Annotated in this window: 1 protein-coding gene; it reads right to left on the bottom strand. The window is 43.2% G+C overall.

All coding sequences use genetic code 11. The features are described from left to right. On the bottom strand, window positions 1–418 hold a 418-nt coding region (locus F7R20_RS31510), incomplete at its 3' end, for a M48 family metalloprotease (RefSeq protein ID WP_151180643.1). Window positions 419–442: the final 24 nt, after the last annotated feature.

Here is a 442-nt window from a genome sequence, read left to right as displayed (position 1 = left end):
CATCTTTGTTCATACGTTCAAGCAAACCTGTAGACACAGCTACAAGCGCATCGTTTTTATTCCAGCCTGTTGCAAAGGCATTTGACTGATACGAAGGGAAAATACCTACTTCTGGCATTTTAATACCAGAACGTTGAGCAAGTTGCGCAACTTCGTTTAATAACCATGCTTCTGCTTGGTTACGTGGTGCATTAGGGTCAATCAGCTCTGTACCAGTGGTTTTTTTCGCCATCCATTTCGACATGAATAGTGAGATCATTGAACCCACCATACCGAACACAAAACAGATTACTAGCAAGTTGCCTAAGTTTAGGCCACCAGCACCATGGTAACTACCGACACCGAAGAGTGACAAGATTATGCCAGCTACAACCAGTACCGCGAGGTTGGTTAGCAAGAACAAACCAATCCGCATCATTGGGGAAATCCTCTTATTATAAAA

Source organism: Pseudomonas brassicacearum subsp. brassicacearum (assembly GCF_008801605.1).
Classification (GTDB): Bacteria; Pseudomonadota; Gammaproteobacteria; order Pseudomonadales; family Pseudomonadaceae; genus Aquipseudomonas; species Aquipseudomonas brassicacearum.
This window is presented reverse-complemented; position numbering and strand designations above follow the sequence as displayed.